This window comes from Myxococcota bacterium (assembly GCA_041389495.1).
Lineage (GTDB): Bacteria > Myxococcota_A > UBA9160 > UBA9160 > UBA4427 > JAWKRT01.
The window spans coordinates 1279603-1295607 of sequence record JAWKRT010000001.1 but is presented as its reverse complement, the minus strand read 5'-3'; the positions used below and the strand labels follow the sequence as shown (position 1 = coordinate 1295607).

Sequence of the window (16005 nt, the reverse complement as noted above, 5' to 3'; positions counted from 1 at the left end):
CGATGGCCAAGGAAATCAAGTTCGACCAGGACGCCCGCGCGAAGATCCTGCGCGGCGTCGACGCGCTCGCGAACGCGGTGCGCGTCACCCTCGGTCCGAAGGGCCGCAACGTCATCATCGAGAAGAGCTTCGGCTCGCCGACGGTCACCAAGGACGGCGTCACCGTCGCCAAGGAGATCGAGCTCGAGGACAAGTTCGAGAACATGGGCGCCCAGATGGTGAAGGAGGTCGCGAGCAAGACCTCCGACGTCGCGGGCGACGGCACGACGACGGCCACGGTGCTCGCGCAGGCGATCTACGCCGAGGGCAGCAAGCTCGTCGTCGCGGGCATGAACCCGATGGACCTCAAGCGCGGCATCGACAAGGCGGTCGACGCCCTCATCGGCGAGCTCGGCAAGCTCTCGAAGCCCACGCGCGACTCGAACGAGATCGCGCAGGTCGGCACCATCTCCGCCAACAGCGACGAGACGATCGGCAAGATCCTCGCGGACGCGATGGAGAAGGTCGGCCGCGAGGGCGTCATCACGGTCGAGGAGGGCAAGAGCCTCGAGACCGAGCTCGACGTCGTCGAGGGCATGCAGTTCGACCGCGGCTACCTGTCGCCCTACTTCGTGACCGACCCCGAGGCGATGGAGGCCCACCTCGAGGAGCCGCTGATCCTCCTGCACGAGAAGAAGATCAGCAACATGAAGGACCTGCTGCCCCTGCTCGAGCAGGTGGCGCGCCAGGGCCGGCCGCTCCTCATCGTCGCCGAGGACATCGAGGGCGAGGCGCTCGCGACGCTCGTCGTCAACAAGATCCGCGGCACGCTCCAGGTCGCCGCGGTGAAGGCGCCGGGCTTCGGCGATCGCCGCAAGGCGATGCTCCAGGACATGGCGGTCCTCTCGGGCGGCCAGGTCATCGCCGAGGAGCTCGGCCTCAAGCTCGAGAACGTGACGCTGAAGGATCTCGGCAAGGCCAAGCGGATCCAGATCGACAAGGACAACACGACGATCATCGACGGCGCCGGCTCGAAGAAGGACATCGAGGGCCGCTGCCAGGAGATCCGCAACCAGATCGAGACCACGACCTCCGACTACGACCGCGAGAAGCTCCAGGAGCGCCTCGCCAAGCTGGTCGGCGGCGTCGCCGTGGTGAAGGTCGGTGCGGCCACCGAGACCGAGATGAAGGAGAAGAAGGCGCGCGTCGAGGACGCGCTCCACGCCACGCGAGCGGCCGTCGAGGAGGGCATCGTCCCCGGCGGCGGCGTCGCGCTCCTTCGCGCGCAGAAGGCGCTCGACGGCATCAAGACCGAGAACGAGGACCAGGAGGCGGGCGTCAACATCGTGCGCCGCGCGATCGAGTCCCCGCTCCGCCGCATCGCGGAGAACGCGGGCATCGAGGGCTCCCTGGTCGTCGACAAGGTCAAGGGGCAGAAGGGCGCGTGGGGCTTCAACGCGCGCACCGAGGAGTACTGCGACCTCCTCAAGGCCGGCGTCATCGACCCGACCAAGGTGGTGCGCACGGCGCTCCAGAACGCCGCGTCGGTGGCGTCGATGCTGCTGACGACCGAGGCCATGATCGCCGAGAAGCCCGAGCCGAAGGGCGGACACGGCATGCCCGACATGGGCGGCATGGGCGGCATGCCGCCGATGTAGGCGGCGCGCCCGTCGCACCGCGCGGCCCCTGGCCGCGCGGACCGACTCGCGGCGGCCCCCGGAGCCACGGCTCCGGGGGCCGTTTGCATTCCGGCGCCCGACGCGGTCGCGCGACGCGGTTGCAGGCGCGCGACGCGGTTCCGGGCGTCCGACGCGGTCACGGGTGCGCGACGGCGTCGGCGCGCCGCGCGCGCGCCTAGCAAGGCGCAGGGCCGCTGGGCGCGCGCCGCGCGCGTCCGGCGCGCGGCGACACAGCTTCTCCGCCGCGCCGCCTTGCCGCACCGGCCGCGCGCGCGCCGGCTACCATCGGCCCGATGCGCGCCACGCCCTCGCCCTCCCCGCTCGGCGACCCGCGGATCGTCCTCCCCTGGCTGGTCGGGCTGCGCTGGGTCGCGGCCGCCGGCCAGGCCGTGGGCCTCCTCGCGCTCGACCGGCTCGCGCCGACGCCGCAGGTCGCGCGCGTGCTCTGGGCCGTGCTCGTCGTGACGGCCGGAAGCAACGTCGCGCTCGCCCTCGCCGCGCGCCGCGCGCGCCGCGTCTCCGAGGCCGCGATCGCGGGCGTCCTGATCCTCGACGTCGCGATCCTCACGGCCGCGCTCGCCGCGACCGGCGGGCCCGAGAACCCGTTCGCGATCCTGTACGTCGTGCACATCGCGATGGCGGTCGCGACGGGGGGCGGCGCGGCGTCGTGGGCCGTCGTCGCGTGCGCGGTGCTGGGATACGCGGCGCTCTTCGCGTGGCACGCCGAGACGCACCTGTGGCACCGCGAGATCGCGCTTCCCTTCGCGTTCCCGGGCCCCGCCGCGTCCGCGATCCGTATCCATCTCGCCGGCATGTGGGCCGCGACGGCTGCCGCGGCGGTGTCGATCACCTACTTCATGCGCCAGATCCTGCGCGCGGCGGCGTCGCACCGCGCGTCGCTGCGCGACGCGGAGCGGCGCCTCGAGCGCACGCGGCACCTCGCGTCGCTCGCGACGCTCGCGGCGGGCGCCGCGCACGAGCTGAGCTCGCCGCTCGGCGCGGTCGCCGTGCTCGCGCGCGAGCTCGAGCGCGACGCGGACGCGAGCGACATCGCGAGCGTGCGCGCGGACGCCCTCGAGATCCGCGAGGCGGTCGAGCACTGTCGCGCGATCCTCGACCGCATGCGCGCCGACGCCGCCGAGGAGCTGCGCCCCGTCGGCGGTGGCGCGACGGTCGATGCGCTCGAGGCCCTCGTCGATCGCGAGCTCGGTGCGGCGGGCGAGCGCGTCGTCTGGCGCGCCGCGCCCGAGACGACCGTCGACGCGAGCCTCCCGCACCTCGCGCAGCTCGTGCTGCCGCTCGTGCGCAACGCGCTGCAGGCGTCGGACGGCGAGAGGGTCGACGTGCACCTCGCGGCCTCGACGGCGGGGCTGCGCGTCGAGGTCACCGACCGCGGCGTCGGCATGACGCCCGAGGAGCTCGAACGCGCGGTCGAGCCCTTCTACACGACGAAGCCGCCCGGCGCGGGAATGGGGCTCGGCCTGCACCTCGTGCGCATCGTGGCCGAGGCGCTCGGCGGACGGCTCGCGCTGCGCTCCGAGCCGGGCCGCGGCACGACGGCGGTGCTCGAGCTTCCGCCGGCGGGCGCCGCCGGCGCGGTCGGCCCGGAGGCGCGCGCGCGATGAGGCGGCTGCTCGTGCTCGAGGACGACGAGCGGCTGCGCGGCGCGCTCGTGCGCGCGCTCGCGAAGCGCGGCTACGAGGTCGAGCAGGCGGCCGAGCTCGCCGCGCTCGCGAGCGTCGACGGCGCGCGGCTCGACGGCGCGATCGTCGACCTCGCCCTTCCCGACGGCTCGGGCATCGATGCGATCCGCGCGCTCTCCGCCGCGAACCCGGCGCTGCGCATCGTCGTGCTGACGGGGTACGGGAGCATCGCGTCGGCCGTCGACGCCGTGCGCGGCGGCGCGGTCGACTACCTGACGAAGCCCGCGGACGTCGACCAGATCCTCGCCGTCCTCGACCCGGGTGCGGCGGCCCGCGAGCCCGCGCGCGCGCTCGCGCCGCCGAGCCTCGGCCGCGTCGAGTGGGAGCACATCCAGCGCGTGCTGCACGATTGCGACGGCAACGTCACGCGCGCCGCGAAGGCGCTCGGCATCCACCGCCGCACGCTGCAGCGCAAGCTCGCCTACCGGCCTCCCGAGCGCTGAGCGCGCGCCGCGCACGCGCGCTGCGGCGGCGCGTTCGCGAGCGCGCCGCCGACCTCTCCGTCGACGTCGGTCCACGCGTGCGCGAGGCCCGACGCGGCGAGCCAGGCCGGCCCGTCGGCGTCGGCGAGCATGCCGATCGTGGCGACGCTGCCCGCCACGACGCACAGGTCGGCGACGACGCTCACCGAGGCCATGCGCGCGACCGGCCAGCCGCTGCGCGGATCGAGGATGTGGCCGTAGCGAACGCCGTCGACCTCGAGGCAGCGCTCGTAGTCGCCGCTCGTCGCGAGCGCGCCGGCACGCAGGGCGACCGTCGCCAGCACGGCGTCGCGATCGCGCGGGTGGCGGATGCCGATGCGCCACGGCGCGCCGTCGGGGCGCGCGCCGCCGACCGCGACGTCGCCGCCGAGGTTGACCATCGCGCTCGCGACGCCGCGCGCGCGCAGGAGCTGCGCGAGCACGCGATCGACCGCGTACTCCTTCACGATGCCGCCGAAGTCGATCTCCATGCCCGCGACCGGGAACGCGAGCCGCGGCCGGCGCCAGTCGACGCGGTCCCAGCCGACGCGCGGCAGCAGCGCCTCGATGCACGCCGCGTCGGGCAGCGCGCCGCGATCGAAGCGCCACGCGCGGCGGAGCACGCCCGAGGTGACGTCGAAGCGCCCGTCGCTCTGCGCGAAGCAGGCCTGCGCGTAGTCGAGCAGCGTCGCCGTCTCGTCGTCGACGTCGACGGCGCCTCCGGCCGCGGCCGCGCGGTTGATCGCGGCGACGATGCTGTCGGGCCGGTAGCGGGAATAGCGCGCCTCGAGCAGCTCGACGTCGGCGCGCGCGGCGACGAGCGCCGCGCGCGCGGCCTCGGGACGGCGCGCGAAGACCTGGATCTCGCACGGCGAGCCCATCGCGCGGAACGCCGCGCGGTGCAGGTCGGACGGACGCGCGCGGCCGGCGATCGCCATCAGAACTGCGCGCTCCAGGCGACCGAGAGCTCGCCCCTGCGGTCGAGCTGATAGCCGTTCACGTGCGTGGCGACCGGGTGCATCCACTCGATGCGCAGCGTCTGGCCGGCGAGCAGCCCGCTCGGCGCGCGCGCCGCGAGCCCGGCGCCCACGTCCCAGAAGCGCCCGCCGTAGTTGGCCGGGAAGTCCATCGGCCCCGCGTCGTCGTGGAGCCGATCGTAGGCGCCGCGGATGTCGCCCTGCGCGCGGAACGCCGCGCGCGCGGAGGCCGAGAGCCACGACGTGAGCGGGTGGCTCGCCCACGCGGTCGCCTCGACGACGTCGCCGAGCGCGTAGCCGACGGCGTTCTCGTCCTCGAGCCGCACGACGCCGCGCAGCTGCGCGCCGAGCGCCGCGCGGCCGAGCGCGCTCGTGTACGTGACGCTCGGCAGGAGGTCCCACGTCCCGCTGCCGAGCTGCATGGCGTAGTGGACGAGCCCGCGGTCGAGCTGGTGCGTGCGGCGCAGCTCCTGCCGCACGCTCCCGAGCGGGATGCCGACGCCGAGGCCCGCGTGCACGTGGTGCGCGCCCGCGTCGAGCACGCGCACGAGCGCGAGCAGGTCGGCGTCGCCGAGGCCGCCCGTCGCGTGCCCGTGCGAGCCGTGCGGGTCGGGCGCGCCGCCCGCGAGGTTGCGCAGCTCCATCTCCTTGCCGACGAAGCGCGGCATCAGCGCGAGCGTGAGCCAGGACGTCGGCGCCGCCATGAGCTCGAGCATCACGCCCGTCATCGACATGCGGTCGGGCGCGATGCGACAGGCGCCCGGCCCGCATCCGCCCGCGACCACCTCGGCATCCGTCGGCTCGCGCGACCCGCGCAGCAGATCGCCGCCGCGGCGGACGTGCATCGTGCGCAGCCCGACCATCACGTCGCCGGCGTCGTCGAGCATGTGCGCCGCCATCACGCCGGCCGGAAGCGCGAGCGCGTGCGACGCGGCGTGCATCGCGCCGTGCACGTCGCCGCCGGTATCGACGCCGTCGAGCACACCGCGCAGGACGCTCCCGTCGAACGCGAGCGAGAGGCCGAACATCCAGGCGTCGAAGTCGGCGAAGGACGCCTCTCCGCCGCCGCCGAGCTTCCAGTCGCCGCGGTGCGCGTAGTAGGCGGCGTCGCCGACGAGGCGGACGCCGCGTGCGAGCGCGAGCTCGGCGCTCGCGCCGGCCGAGAGCGTCCCGTAGCCCGAGAGGCGGAAATCGGTCGAGTAGTGGCGCGGGAGCAGCGCGGGATCGAACGGGACGATCGCGAGCACGTTGCCCGTCCCGGGCTCGAGCACGACGGTGCGGTAGGCCTGCTGCGACACGAGCCACGTCGTGTAGAAGTCGGCCTCGCCCTGCGTCGCATAACGAACGCGCGGCGTGACGGTGAGCCACGCGCCGAGCGGCTGCGCGAGGCTCGCCTCGAGCGCGTGCGAGCGCACGCCCCAGTCGTCCGCGTAGAAGCGATAGGCGAGCCGCGCCGACGCGTCGAGCGCGGCCACGTGCTGGACGAGCCGCGCGCTCAGGCTCGCGCGGTTGCGCTCGCGCGGGACGCGCTCGAGCAGCGCGCGCACCTGCGCGTAGGACGTGCCGGGCGGCGCGAGCGCCTGCTGCGCCGGGTCGACGAACGCCACCTGCGCGACGCGGTAGGGGCTCGCGAGGTAGCCGGACGCGCGCACCCACGCGGCCTCGAACTCGACGAACGCCGAGCGCGTCAGCACGCGCGAGAGCCCGAGGTGCACGCCGACGTCGTGCCGCTCGTCGCGCAGCGTGCGAAAGCCCGTCGACGCCTCGATGTCGATCGCGTCGGCGAAGGCCGACGTGTCGATGTACGGCTGCGCGTCGTGGTCGAGCCGCGCGCGGATCGCGCCGTTCGTGTAGCTCGCGCCGGCGACGAGCGTCGTCGCCTTGCGATCGAACGAGATGCGGCCCTCGGCCGCGATCGAGAGCGCGCGGTAGTCGGGCTCGAGCGACGCGCTCCCGCCCACCTCGAGCTGCGCCGCGTCCCACTCGTAGCCGAGCTTCGCGCCGAAGGCGTGGCGCGTCTCCGGCGACGCCGTCGACAGCGTGTGCACGAGCCGCTCGTCGACGCCGAGCACCGTTCCGAACGGGTCGACGTCGAGCGGACGCATGCGAGCGTCGAGGAAGAGGTCGCCGTTGATCATCGGCGAAGCGCTGCCCAGCGCGTCGAGCCGGGGCCGGTTGCCGCCGACGACGCGCGGCGCCGTCGTCACCGGCGTCGCGCCCGACCACGTGTCCTGCAGGTAGTCGAGCGCGAGCCGCACGCGATCGCCGAGCAGCCAGCGCCAGCGCGCCGAGATCGTCTCCGCGCGCAGCGGGTCGATGCGCGTGTCGACGCCCGCCGTGTCGCGTTCGCCCTCCTGGTAGCGCCCGAACTGCACCTCGAAGCCATCGTCGCCCGCCGCGCGCGTCGCGGTCGCGAGGCTCGGGAGCGCGAGCGCGGCGAACGTGAGCGCGCGGACCGCCGGGCTCGGCTCGACGCCGCGCCGCGGCGGCGCGGGCGCGGCGCGGCGTGCGCGCGGCCTCGACGCGCGCGAGCGCGCGCGTCGCGCGCAGCCACCACGCCCGCACGCGGGCGCAGGCGCGCCTAATAACAGCCACACCCTCCCCCTTCGGCCGCCTCGGTCTCCATGGCGGCCTCGCGGGTGGCGTGGACGTGGTCGCGGTAGGCGCGCGCGGCGGGAGCGGGGTCGGGGCTCATCTGCGGGAGTGCGAGCTGCCCGCGCTCCCACGGCGCGACCGACGCGCAGCCCGCGAGCGCGGCGGATGCGCACGCCGCGGCGGCGACGAGTGCGATGCGCCCACGCGGTGCGCCGCTCGCCGAGCGCGGGCGGCGCGGCGTCACGGGGCCACTCCGCCGTCGCGCCGCGGCGCGGCGTCGTCGCGCAGCAGGGCCTCGACGAGCGCGAGCGACGCGCGCATCTCGTCGGGCCGGAAGCCGCGGTGCACGGCGCGCACGACGCCCGCGCGGTCGATCACGTACGACTCGGGCATGCCGACGAGGTCGAACGCGCGCGCGCACGCGTCGCCCTCGGCGTCGCGCGCGAGCGCGAACGAGACGGGATGGGCCGCTGCGAAGCGCAGCGCGAGCTCGAGCCGTTCGTCGAGCCCGATGCCGAGCACCACGAGCCCCCGGTCGCGATGGGCGCGTTGGAACGAGTCGAGCAGCGGGAAGGCCTCGGCGCACGCCGGGCACCACGACGCCCAGAAGTCGACCCAGACGACGCGCCCGCGCAGGTCCGAGAGCCGCAGCTCGCCGGTTGCGGCGTCGGCAACGCCCGCGGCACCCGCGGCGCCGGCGACGCCTCCGGCGCCGGCGACGCCTCCGGCGTCGGGGGCGATCGCGACGAGCGCGCAGTCGGGCGCGACGTCGCCGACGTCGGCGGCGCGCGCGCCCGCGAGCGGTGCGGACGCGAGCGCGAGCAGGGCGCCGAACGCGAGCCGGGCGCCGAACGCGCGCGCGCGACGGCGCGTCGCGCGCATCGCGCTGCGGCGGGCGGTGGTGCGGCGGGGGTTCGGCGGGTGCGCGGACAAGCCGCGCGTGTAGCACGGCGATCGCGCGCCCGGGGCGCGGCAAGTTGCCGCGCCGCGCGCGGGCCGAGGCCTACTGGCTCTGCAGCGTCGTGAGCAGGCTGCCGGTGTGGACCCCTCCGCCGTCGGGGGCCGTCGTGCAGTGGTACTCGAGCGTGTAGAACTTGGCGCCGCTGCCCGACTTCGCGACGAGCACGTCGTAGGCGCCGCCGCTCTCGTTCACCGCGACGTCCGGGCTCGGGACGGCGTCGGCCGTCGCGTCGTCGCTCGCCGTCGCGAGCGACGACGCGCGCCGCACGTGGACGCTCACGAGCGGCAGCGCGCCCGGCGACGCATCGAGGATCGAGACGACGAGCGAGGCAGGCGCGCCGCTCCCGTCGTCGAAGCACGTGACCTGGTGATAGTCGGTGGCGGAGGCCGATGCGCCGAGCGTGCCCGGCTGCGAATGCGCGCCGGCCGCCGACGCACCGAATGCCGCGAGCGCCGCGAGCGCCGCGCCGAGCACGCCGCGCATGCGGCTGCACGGCCGCGCGAGCCCGCGGCTCGTCGCGCGCTGCGCGCCGCTCACGATCGCCTCCGCAGGCGCGCGGCGCCCGCCGACCCCAACAGGGCCGCCGCGCCGAGCCAGGCCGCTGCACCGAGCGCGGGAACGGCCGGCGGCGGCGCGAAGCCGTCGACGTCGGTGCCCGTCGCGACACCGCCGCCCCCCGCGCCCGTCCGACACTCGACGGTGAGCGCGAACGTCTCCTCGCCGGCGCCGGTCTTGTCGACGAACACCGCGTAGTCGCCCGCGCCGCCGTCGAGCGCGACGAGCGGCCCGGGCGCGCCGTCCGCATCGACGGGGTCGGTCGAGTTCGTCGCCGCGAGCCCCTTCACGACCTGCACGCTCACGAACGGCGCGACCGCGGGGCCTTCGTCGCTCACCTGCGCGACGAGCGACGCCGGCGCGCCGTTCCCGTCGTCGTAGCAGGTGACGGTGTACAGGGCGGACGCCGACGGCGCGGTGGCGAGCACGCCGCCGCCGGTGACGGCGCGCGCGGAGGGCGCGAGCAGCGCGGTGGCGAACGCCGCGATCGACGCCCCTGTCACCACGCGCGCCACTCGCGCCGCCCGCACGGCGAGCGCGCGCGGCGGAGCCGTCCCTTCCCGTTCCCCGATCCGTCCTCGTTGCCGCGCGGTCGACACGCGCGCAGCTTCGCAGCCCCGCCGCGCGCTCGCAGGCGGGTGCGACAAATCACCGCCCCGACGCGGCGCGCCGCTCTGCGATGGTCCCGCCGCCCGCCGCCGTCGCGGGCACGTCACGGGGACGCGTCACGGGCACGGCAGGGAGACACGGGCGATGGAAGCAGCAACGGGTGCAGCAACGGGTGTGGACAGGAGCGCGGCGCGCGCGATCGGCCTCGCGGTCGCGGTCGCGATCGGCGTCACGACGGGCGCGGCCGAGAGCCGCGCGATCGGCGCGATCGCGTTCTCGACGTGGGACGGTGGTGGCGCGAACGCGGTCGTGGGCGTCGGCGGCACGGCGACGGCGAGCGGCCAGGGCGCGCTCGCGGCGTCGATGGCGAACAACCCGGCGCTGAACGGCTCGGCGTGGGCGCACACGGGCGCGTGGTGGAGCGTCTACCTCGACGCCGCCCCCACGGTCTCGATCTCCGTCACCGCGCGCGACGCCCTGCAGCTCGCGCCCGGCCTCGCCGTGTGGGCGAGCGGCGCGAACGAGTTCGACGGCGGCACGACGGCCTTCGGCGGCGAGACGTCGACCGCGGGCTTCGGCACGCCGCACTCGTTCAACGCGTACGGCGCGCTCGGCGACGCGGGGACGCTCTGGATGCAGGACGGCCAGGGCGGCAACATGCTCGAGCTCCTCGGCTATGCGATCTCGGGCCCGTCCGTCGTCGGCGCGACGGGCTGGGGCGAGACGATCCTGAACGGCGCGCACGATCTGACGCCCGACGACCTGTTCGCGACGTCGGTCGGCGGCAGCACGGGCGCGGGCTTCGCCGAGCTCGTGCTCTCGGACGTGCAGGCGGGCTGGTACTCGATCTACGTCGGCGGAACGGACGCCGCGCTCTCGGGCGGCCTCTTCGACCTGCAGGTCGCCGTCGTGCCCGAGCCCTCGACCGCGCTGCTCGTGGGCGTCGGCCTGCTCGGGCTTCGCGTCGCGCGGAAGCGCGGGTGACCGGCGGCGCGCGCACGCCCACCGCCGCGCGAGGGGCGGCGCGCGCGGCCGCCCCTCGCGCGCGAATGCGCGGCGCGGCCGCGCGCACAGTCGCGTTCGCGCGCACATTCGCGTTCGCGCGCACAGTCGCGTTCGCGCGCGCATTCGCGTTCGCGGGCGCGATTGCCTTCGCGAGCGCGCTCGCGCCGCTCGCGGCCGCCGCGCACTTCGGCCCGCTCCCCGTCTCGCTCCAGGGCGTACCCGTGCCGGAGGTGCCGGGCCTCGTCGACGGCGCCGACCCGATCGTCGTCGACGCCGACGCCGCGGTCGCGCTCGGCAAGGCGCTCTTCTGGGACGTGAACGTCGGAAGCGACGGCATCGCATGCGCGTCGTGCCACTTCCACGCGGGCGCCGACGGGCGCGTGAAGAACGCACTGTCGCCGAGCGGCAAGGACCCGGGTGTGCCCGCGCCGTTCTTCGAGGCGTCGCCCGGCGGCGCGCCGCGCGGCCCGAACTACCGGCTCACGCCGGCCGACTTCCCGTTCCACCAGCGCAGCGACCCGTTCAACCCGGTCGCGCCCGTGACGTACGCCTCCGACGACGTCGCGTCGTCGTCGGGATCGTTCGGCGGCGCGTTCGAAGCGGTGACGCCCGGCGTCTCCGACGACGCCTGCGCGCGACAGCCCGACGCGCAGTTCCAGGTGAGCGGCGTCGGCACGCGCCGCGCGATGGCGCGCAATGCGCCGACCGTGATCAACGCCGTGTTCTCCTACCGGCAGTTCTGGGATGGCGCGGCGAGCCACGTCTTCAACGGGAGCAGCGCGTGGGGCGACCGCGACGCGAACGCCGGCGTCTGGGTCGAGACGAGCCCCGGCGTCGTCGCGAAGCAGCGGCTCGACCTCGTGAACGCGTCGCTCGCCTCGCAGGCGCTCGGGCCGCCCGTGAGCCCCATCGAGATGGGCTGCGAAGCGCGCACGCTCGCCGACGTCGGGCGCAAGCTCGCGCCGATGGCGCCGCTCGCCGTGCAGAAGGTGCACTGGAGCGACTCGGTGCTCGCGCCGCTCGCGCACAGCACGCCCGGCCACCTGCGCGAAGGCCTCGCGACGACCTACGGCGCGCTGATCCAGCAGGCCTTCGCGCCCCGCTACTGGGCGTACGCGGGCGCGCCCGCGTTCGGGCAGCCGAGCGGAACGGACCCGACGCCCTACACCCAGCTCGAGGCGAACTTCCCGATGTTCTTCGGGCTCGCCCTCCAGATGTACGAGTCGACGCTCGTGTCCGACGCGTCGCCGTTCGACCTGAGCGCGCGCGATGCGAACGGCGTTCCGATCGACCTGAGCCCCTCCGCGCAGCAGGGCATGGACACGTTCCGCACCGCGCACTGCAACCTGTGCCACATCGGGCCGGTCTTCACGTCGCAGGCGATCGCGACGAACGCGGCCCTCGTCGCCGCCGACCCGCTCGCGTTCGGCAACGAGACGTTCGCCGTCAGCACGAGCACGAACGTCGTCACCCGGATGTCCGTCGTCGGCGGCTTCGGCTTCATCGACACGGGCTTCGCGAGCAACGGCGTCACGCCGAACGACGCCGACCCGGGCGTCGGCGGCCTCGACCCGTTCGGCTTCCCGCTCTCGTTCGCGGCGCAGTACCTCGAGCACCTCGCGGGCCACCCGGCGGGCGTCGTCGACCGCGAGGTCGACGACGTGCGCCCGTGCGACCTCGACCTCCCGATCGCGCGCGACGTCGCGACGGCGCATCCGGCCTACTTCACGCAGGTCGAGGGCGTCGTGGCGCAGTCGCAGGGGACGGCGGGCTGCTTCGACCCGACGGGCGCCTTCGTGCCGACGCCCGCGGCGGCGGCGGCCGAGCTGCAGAGCCCGACGAACACGAAGATGCGGAGCGCGGCGCCGAACTCGTTCAAGATCCCGACGCTGCGCAACGTCGAGCTCACGGGCCCCTACATGCACGACGGCAGCATGGCGACGCTCGAGCAGGTGATCGAGTTCTACACGCGCGGCGGCAACTTCGAGACCGACGGCAAGCACTTCGGCAGCGTGTTCCCGCAGGTCGCGCTGCGCTTCGACCCGGCGCTGCGGCAGGGCCTGATCGACTTCCTCGAGAGCCTGACCGACGAGCGGGTGCGCTTCGAGCGCGCGCCCTTCGACCACCCCGAGATCTGGATCCCGGCCGGGCACCGGGGCGACGAGATCGCCGTGAATGCCGGCCACCCGCTCGACGCGAGCCTCGCGCAGGACGAGTACGTGTACGTGCCGCCCGTCGGCGCGGACGGCCGCGCGACGCCGCTCCCGACGTTCGAGGAGCTGCTCGCGCCCGGCCACGCGGCGCCTGCCGCCGGCCCGTTCGCGACGGGCGCGCTCGCACTCGCGCTCGGCGCCGCGGGCTCGCTCGCGGCGCGGCGGCGCGGCGCGCCGCGCCGCCCTCCCGGGGACGCCCCTCCTCCTCGTTAGTCGCTCGCTCCCGCGGGACACGGGTTCGCAGCGAATGCGCTCGCACGGCGCACGGCGGTCATACTGGCCGCCCACCCGAGCCGCGCCCCGCGCGCACCGAGGAGCCCCGAACCCGATGCCCCGCGTCGCCCCGTTCGTCTACTTCCGAAAGTACCGAGACCAGGTTCGTGTCGCGCAGCACGTCGACGGAACCGCCCTGCTGCACCTCGTGGCCGCCTTCGGCGCGCACGGCTACGCGTTCGGCCCGCCGCAGCTCAACCATCCGAAGCCCGACTTCAACGGGCCCGTGCGCGAGCACGCGGCACGGCCGCTGGCTTCGGACGACGTCATCGTGAGCGCGACGCGCGTCGAGCTCGGCGAGGACAACGGCTGCCGCAAGCGCGTCCTGCGCGGGAACACGACGCTCGAGTCGCACATCGAGCGCGCGTGGTCGCGCGTGCTCCTCGTCTCCGACCGCCGTCAGATCGCCACCCGTCCGTCCGTCGAGCGCTACTTCGAGGCGGGGCGCGCGAGCCGGCGCAACGTCGAGTTCTTCGTCGCGGACCACGCGCGCTACAAGGCGTTCCCGTCCGACGGCCGTGCGCGCGTGCCGTCGCCGGCGCCGACGGCCGGCTACCTGCTGCGCGTGCGCGAGCTCTTTCCCGGAGGACCGGGCTATTGCGGCGCCTTCGGCATGAACTCGTCGACCGGGCTCGTCTGGAGCGCGCTCCTCCTGACGCGCTTCCCCGAGCTCGTCGAGAAGGAGGGCTTCTTCATGGCCGAGATGCGCGGGACGATCCCCGACCGCCCGTTCGACCTCTCGTTCGTCGAAGACTGGGACTGCGAGATCGTCCTGAAGGCGCCGGCCGAACCGCCCCTCGAGGCGCACGCCGGATAGTTCGCAGCGAAGATCCACCACGCGCGCCCGAACCTAACGTCTCCTCCGAACCCCTTCACAGGAGGAGAGGCCATGGCAGACCAGCGCGAGACGAAGGATCGGGAGGAGGAGCTCCGCCACACCGCCGGCAGGGGCTGGGAGGACGCGGACGTCGCGCTCGCGAGCGCGCACTTCGGGAGGATCTACCTGTTCGGTCCGCCCGGCGTCGGGAAGACGCGCGCGGCGTACCACCGCGGGCGCATCGAGCGCGGGCTCTACGCGGTGACGCTGACGCAGGAGCTGCCGTCGGCGGAGCTCCGCGGCACGTACCTGCCGCGCGGCGAAGCGTTCGAGTGGCACGACGGCCCCGTCGTGCGCGCGATGCGCGAGGGGGCGCGACTCGTGCTCAACGAGATCGCGCACGCCTCGGAGGATGCGCTCGCGTTCCTCCACCCGGTGCTCGAGCTGGAGGACACCGCGCGCCTCACGCTGCCGTCGGGCGAAACGGTCGCACCCGCGCCGGGCTTCCACGTCGTCGTGACCGACAACGGCCCGCCCGAAGCGCTCCCGCCCGCGCTGCGCGATCGCTTCGACGCGCGCATCGAGCTGCCGGACCCGCACCCGGACGCCGTCGCGTCCCTCTCCGAGCCGCTGCGCGAGCCGGCGCGGCGCGCCGCGCTGCTCGACGAGGAGCGCCGCGTGAGCCTGCGCGCATGGCACGTGCTCGACCGCGTGCGCGTCGAGCTCGGACTCGAACGCGCGTGCCGCATCGTCTTCGGCGCCGAGCGCGGCGCCGAGATCTTCGACTCGCTCGTGCTCGCGGGGGTGGAGTAGCCATGGCGCGCAAGCTCGACCCGAACCGCTACCTGCCCTACCCCGAGATCGTCGAAGCGCGCGCCGACCGCCGTCCGTACCGCGTCTTCGACTCGCGCGCGACCGAGAACGCCGCCTCCGGTGCGGTCGACAAGCGACGGCGCCAGATGCTCGTCCCGCTCGAAGGCGAGGGGCGCGCGACGCGCCGTCACGAGCTCGGCCACGTGCGCTACTCGCCGCTGCGGCCTCCGAAGGTCGACTTCGACCGCCGCGTGCACGCGGCCGTCGAGGACGCGCGCGTGAACCTCGCGCTCGCGGGGCGCGGCGTCGCTCTCGACCTCTCCGAGGACGACGAGCTGCACGTCGCCTTCCTGCTCGCGCGCGACCAGAAGGAGCGCGACGACCTCGCCGTGTGGCTGCGGCCGATCGCATCGATCGGGACGAGCGTCGAGCCCGCACTCGCGGCGATGCTCGCGCGCTGGCCGCACGGCGACGGGCCGCGCGTCGTCGCGGAGATGCAACGGATCCGCGCGCGCCTCGAGCGCGCGCGGATCCGTTGCCGCGGCGAGGCCGCGCCCGAGCGAAGCGGACGCGAGCTGGCGCGCGAGCTCGCGCTCCGGCTGCGCGCGGAGGGGGTGCTCGACGCGCGCCTGCAGTCGAGCAGCCACTTCGAGCTCGACTGCGCGACCTGTCGGATCGCGAGGGAGGCCGAGGAGGGCGCGCCGGCGCGGCGCGCGCGCGGGCGCGAGCGGGACGAGTACGTCGCGCCCGGTCGCCTGCGCGTCACGCGCGCATTCCTCACCCGCGCGCGCGGCGGCGACGCGGCCCCGCGCGACTGGCGCGCGGCGACCGAGGGCAGCGTCCTCCGCTACCCGCACCGCTTCGCGATCGACCGCGCGATCTTCCGCGCGCGCGCCCGGCGCGCGCGCGGAACGATCCTGATCGACACGAGCGGGAGCATGCGGCTGTCGCGCGACGGGCTCGACCGCCTGGTCGCGAGCACGCGCGCGGGCCTGCGCATCGCGGTGTACGCCGGCGAGGGCGACCAGGGCGAGCTCCGCGTCGTCGCCGACGGCGGCCTGCGCGCACCCGACTCCGCACTCGGCGGCCTCGGTCGCGGCAACGTCGTCGATCTGCCCGCGCTCGAATGGCTCGCGCGCCAGCCGAAGCCGCGCATCTGGATCTCGGACGGCGGCGTGACCGGCGTCGGAGACGTCTTCTCGCGGGAGCTGCGGAACGCCTGCGAGCGCGTGCGCGCGCGGGCCGGGATCCGGCGAGTCGACACGCTCGACGAGGCGGCGGCGCTGCTCGCGGGGGCGCGCGCGGTGCGATCGGAGCACCGCCACCGCTAGCCGGCGCGCGCGACGCCTCGCCGCTTCGGCGCGC

14 protein-coding genes are annotated in these 16005 nt (G+C 75.3%); 8 read left to right on the top strand and 6 right to left on the bottom strand.

Going from position 1 to position 16005, the window contains the following annotated elements; translation table 11 throughout:
• Positions 1-2: 2 nt before the first annotated feature.
• The 3 genes from groL to R3E88_05735 all read left to right on the top strand — a co-directional run bounded on the left by groL (position 3) and on the right by R3E88_05735 (position 3804).
• Positions 3-1637 carry a chaperonin GroEL gene (groL, locus tag R3E88_05745; protein ID MEZ4215961.1) on the top strand — a complete coding sequence of 545 codons (1635 nt, stop codon included), beginning with the start codon at positions 3-5 and terminating at the stop codon, positions 1635-1637.
• Positions 1638-1951: 314 nt separating this feature from the next.
• Entirely contained in the window at positions 1952-3283 is a 1332-nt protein-coding gene (locus R3E88_05740) for a HAMP domain-containing sensor histidine kinase (GenBank protein MEZ4215960.1), read from the top strand.
• A complete protein-coding gene (locus tag R3E88_05735; protein ID MEZ4215959.1) occupies positions 3280-3804 on the top strand; it encodes a response regulator in 525 nt (174 codons plus the stop codon). Before R3E88_05740 ends, R3E88_05735 begins: the two co-directional genes overlap by 4 nt.
• Here the strand turns inward: R3E88_05735 and R3E88_05730 are convergent.
• From R3E88_05730 to R3E88_05705, 6 genes are all read right to left on the bottom strand, one after another.
• The gene (locus tag R3E88_05730) at positions 3783-4760 is read right to left on the bottom strand and encodes an FAD:protein FMN transferase (GenBank protein MEZ4215958.1); all 978 of its coding nucleotides are present in this window, start codon (positions 4758-4760) and stop codon (positions 3783-3785) included. The genes R3E88_05735 and R3E88_05730 overlap by 22 nt on opposite strands.
• A complete protein-coding gene (locus R3E88_05725) occupies positions 4760-7396 on the bottom strand; it encodes a DUF3570 domain-containing protein (protein MEZ4215957.1) in 2637 nt (878 codons plus the stop codon). The genes R3E88_05730 and R3E88_05725 overlap by 1 nt, the downstream gene beginning before the upstream one ends.
• Positions 7381-7638 (bottom strand): DUF4266 domain-containing protein, encoded by a 258-nt coding sequence (locus R3E88_05720; protein ID MEZ4215956.1) that lies wholly within the window; start codon positions 7636-7638, stop codon positions 7381-7383. The genes R3E88_05725 and R3E88_05720 overlap by 16 nt, the downstream gene beginning before the upstream one ends.
• Positions 7635-8276 (bottom strand): TlpA disulfide reductase family protein, encoded by a 642-nt coding sequence (locus R3E88_05715; GenBank protein MEZ4215955.1) that lies wholly within the window; start codon positions 8274-8276, stop codon positions 7635-7637. Before R3E88_05715 ends, R3E88_05720 begins: the two co-directional genes overlap by 4 nt.
• Positions 8277-8397: 121 nt before the next feature.
• Entirely contained in the window at positions 8398-8892 is a 495-nt protein-coding gene (locus R3E88_05710; GenBank protein ID MEZ4215954.1) for a hypothetical protein, read from the bottom strand.
• Entirely contained in the window at positions 8889-9413 is a 525-nt protein-coding gene (locus R3E88_05705; protein MEZ4215953.1) for a hypothetical protein, read from the bottom strand. The genes R3E88_05710 and R3E88_05705 overlap by 4 nt, the downstream gene beginning before the upstream one ends.
• 250 nt (positions 9414-9663) lie before the next feature.
• Between R3E88_05705 and R3E88_05700 the strand changes: the two genes are divergently transcribed.
• From R3E88_05700 to R3E88_05680, 5 genes are all read left to right on the top strand, one after another.
• Complete coding sequence (locus tag R3E88_05700) at positions 9664-10503, top strand: PEP-CTERM sorting domain-containing protein (GenBank protein ID MEZ4215952.1); 840 nt, start codon at positions 9664-9666, stop codon at positions 10501-10503.
• 65 nt (positions 10504-10568) lie between these two features.
• A complete protein-coding gene (locus tag R3E88_05695; protein ID MEZ4215951.1) occupies positions 10569-12950 on the top strand; it encodes a cytochrome c peroxidase in 2382 nt (793 codons plus the stop codon).
• A 115-nt stretch (positions 12951-13065) separates the two neighbouring features.
• A complete protein-coding gene (locus R3E88_05690; protein MEZ4215950.1) occupies positions 13066-13827 on the top strand; it encodes a hypothetical protein in 762 nt (253 codons plus the stop codon).
• Between the two features lie 72 nt (positions 13828-13899).
• On the top strand, positions 13900-14640 hold the full coding sequence (locus R3E88_05685; protein MEZ4215949.1) for an AAA family ATPase: 741 nt from the start codon (positions 13900-13902) through the stop codon (positions 14638-14640).
• 2 nt (positions 14641-14642) lie between these two features.
• A complete protein-coding gene (locus R3E88_05680) occupies positions 14643-15971 on the top strand; it encodes a hypothetical protein (GenBank protein ID MEZ4215948.1) in 1329 nt (442 codons plus the stop codon).
• Positions 15972-16005: the final 34 nt, after the last annotated feature.